The sequence below is a fragment of the Rhodococcus sp. P4_F5 genome, from assembly GCF_056401315.1.
On sequence record NZ_JBFUJP010000139.1, the window covers coordinates 1 to 3,338 of the forward strand.

At 67.8% G+C, this 3,338-nt stretch carries 1 protein-coding gene; it reads right to left on the reverse strand.

The window, feature by feature from the left end:
• A partial coding sequence (locus AC1DU4_RS26200) for an amino acid adenylation domain-containing protein (protein WP_477844882.1) occupies positions 1 to 3,338 on the reverse strand: 3,338 nt, incomplete at both ends.

Below are 3,338 nucleotides of genomic sequence, written 5' to 3' on the forward strand. Positions count from 1 at the left end.
GCGCATCGCGACCAGCGAGTTGCCGCCCAGAGCGAAGAAATCATCGTCCAGACCCACCCGCTCGAGCCCGAGCAACTCCTCGAACACCGACGCCACCGCCCGCTCGACCCCGGTCACCGGAGCACGGAACTCCGCCACCTCGAACACCGGAGCCGGCAACGCCCTCCGATCCACCTTGCCACTCGAGGTGACCGGCAACTCCTCGAGCACCATCACCTGCGACGGCACCATGTAAGCCGGCAACCGATCCGCCGCCGCCCTGGACACCTCGACGACGTCGACCACGGCCTCGGGAGCCGCCGTCACATAACCGACCAGATGCTGACCCGACGCAGTGCTGACGACCGCCGCCACCGACTGACCCACCGACGGATGCGCCGCCAACGCAGCCTCCACCTCGCCGAGCTCGATCCGCAGACCATGCAACTTCACCTGGAAGTCCGTGCGCCCCAAGAACTCCAGCTCACCCGACGACGTCCAGCGCGCCAGGTCACCGGTCCGGTACACCCGCTCACCACCACCGAACGGATTCGCCACGAACCGCTCCGCCGTCAGATCCGGCCGCGACTCGTAACCGCGGGCCAACTGCACACCCGCCAGGTACAACTCACCCGGCACACCCACCGGAACCGGACGCAGACGCCCGTCGAGCACGAACACCTTCGTGCCCTCGACCGGACCACCGATCGGCACCACCGCCGCATCGGTCTCGGCCGCCTCGCGGCGGGTGACCTGCATCGCCGCCTCGGTCGGACCGTAGAGGTTGTGCACCGCAGCACCGGTGACCCGCCCGAACTCCGCCGCAACAACGGCCGGCAACGGCTCGCCACCGGCGAACACCCGCCGCAACGCCGGGGTCCCCGACTCCGGCAACRCCGCCAACACCATCGGCAGCATCGACGGCACGAACTGCACCGTCGTCACCGACTGCTCCACCATCACCCGCGCCAGATACTGCGGGTCACGATGACCGTCCGCGGTCGCCAGCACCAACCGGGCACCGGCCTGCAGCGGCCAGAAGAACTCCCACACCGACGCATCGAACGTCGCCGGCGTCTTCTGCAGCACCGAATCCCGCTCGCCGAGCCCGTACTCGGCCTGCATCGACACCAACTGGTTCACCGCCGCCGCATGCGTCACCGCGACGCCCTTGGGCCGCCCGGTCGAACCCGAGGTGAACAACACGTACGCCGTGTTCTGCGGACCGAGCACCCCGACCCGATCCGCCGCGGTCACCGGCCGACTGTCGGCCAGATCGATCCCCGCAACATCGACGACCGGGCACCCGAACACAACGTCCGAGGACATACCGGCATCGGCGAGCACCAACAGCGGGTCAGCGGTCTCGACCACGTACCCGATCCGCTCCGCCGGCTGATCCGGATCGACCGGAACATACGCACCACCGGCACGCACCACCGCGTACATCGCGACAACCTGCTCCACCGACCGGCGCATCGCGAGCACCACCCGCGACTCGACCCCGACACCGGCCCCGATCAGATACCGGGCAACCGCATCGACCCGGGCATCGAACTGCCGGTAGGTCAGGGCCATCGACTGGTCGACGATCGCGACCGCGCCCGGAGACCGCACGACCTGATCGGCAAACAACGAATCCAACGTCCCCGCCGGCACCGGCGCGTCGGAACCGTTCCACTCCCGCAGCACCAACTCCCGCTCACCGTCGCCGAGCAGATCGATGTCGCCGACCGGCAACTCGGCGTCGACCGTCACCGCACGCAGGATCCGCAACAAACCGTCGACCATGCGCTCGACGCCCGCGGCGTCGAACAGTGCAGCGGCATAGGTCAGCACACCCGACACACCGTCCGGAGCGCCCTCACCGTCGTAGCGGTCGGCGAACGCGAAGTCCAGATCGAACTTCGCCAACACCACATCGGAATCCACACCCGACACCATGAGCTCACCGAGCTCGAACTCCGGCGACTCGAGATTCTGGAACGAGATCGACACCTGGAACAGAGGCGAGTACGCCTGCGACCGAACCGGATTGAGCACCTCGACAACCCGCTCGAACGGCACGTCCGCATGACCGAACGCACCCAGATCCGTCTCCCGGGTCCGCGCAACAACCTCGTCGAACGAGGCACCACCGTCGACCTCGGTGCGCAGCACCAACGTGTTGACGAACATGCCCACCAGGTCGTCGAGCGCGGCGTCACCACGACCGGCCACCGGCGTTCCGACAACGATGTCACCGGTCCCCGACAACCGCGCCAACAGCACCGACACCGCCGCATGCATCACCATGAACAACGTCGCACCACTGCGCCGAGCCACCGCATCGAGCGCCGCATGCAACTCGGCGTCGATCGTGAACTCTTGCAACGCACCGAGATTCGACATCACGGCCGGACGCGGCCGAGCAGTCGGAAGCTCCAGCACATCCGGAACACCCGCCAGCGCAGCAGTCCAGTAGTCCAGCTGAGCCGACACCAGCGAACCCGGATCCTGCTCGGAACCGAGCACCTCACGCTGCCACAACGTGTAGTCCGCGTACTGCACCGGCAACGGCGCCCACTCCGGCAACCGCCCGGCCCGGCGAGCGGCATACGCCACCATCACATCACGCGTCAACGGCGCCACCGACCAACCATCGGCACTGATGTGATGGACCACCATCGCCAACACGTACTCGACGCCCGACTCCACCTCGTACAAACGGGCCCGCAGCGGAACCTCCGCGGTCACGTCGAACGGCGCCGAGACGAACTCCACCGCCGCACCGGCCACCGACTCCGCATCCACCGACACCGGCGTCAGATCGATCACCGCCTGACCGGCCGGCAACACCACCTGATGACCGGCACCGTCGAAGTCGACATACACCGTGCGCAACACCTCGTGCCGCGCCACCACATCGGCCACCGCAGCACCCAACGCATCGACATCGAGAACACCCGACAACCGCACCACAACCGGAATGTTGTACGCCGACGACGAGGAGTCGAAACGGTTCAGGAACCACATCCGCGACTGCGCAAGCGACAGCGGAATCCGCTCCGGACGCTCCCACACCGTCAACGCGACATGACCACCCGCACCAGCGGACGACGCCAACCGCGCCGCCAACGCCTCGACCGTCGCCGCCTCGAACAGCTCCCGCACCGCGACCCGGGTGTCGAGCGCACTGCCGAGCCGCGCCGCGACCTGCATCGCGACCAGCGAGTTGCCGCCCAGAGCGAAGAAATCATCGTCCAGACCCACCCGCTCGAGCCCGAGCAACTCCTCGAACACCGACGCCACCGCCCGCTCGACCCCGGTCACCGGAGCACGGAACTCCGCCACCTCGAACACCGGAGCCGGCAACGCCC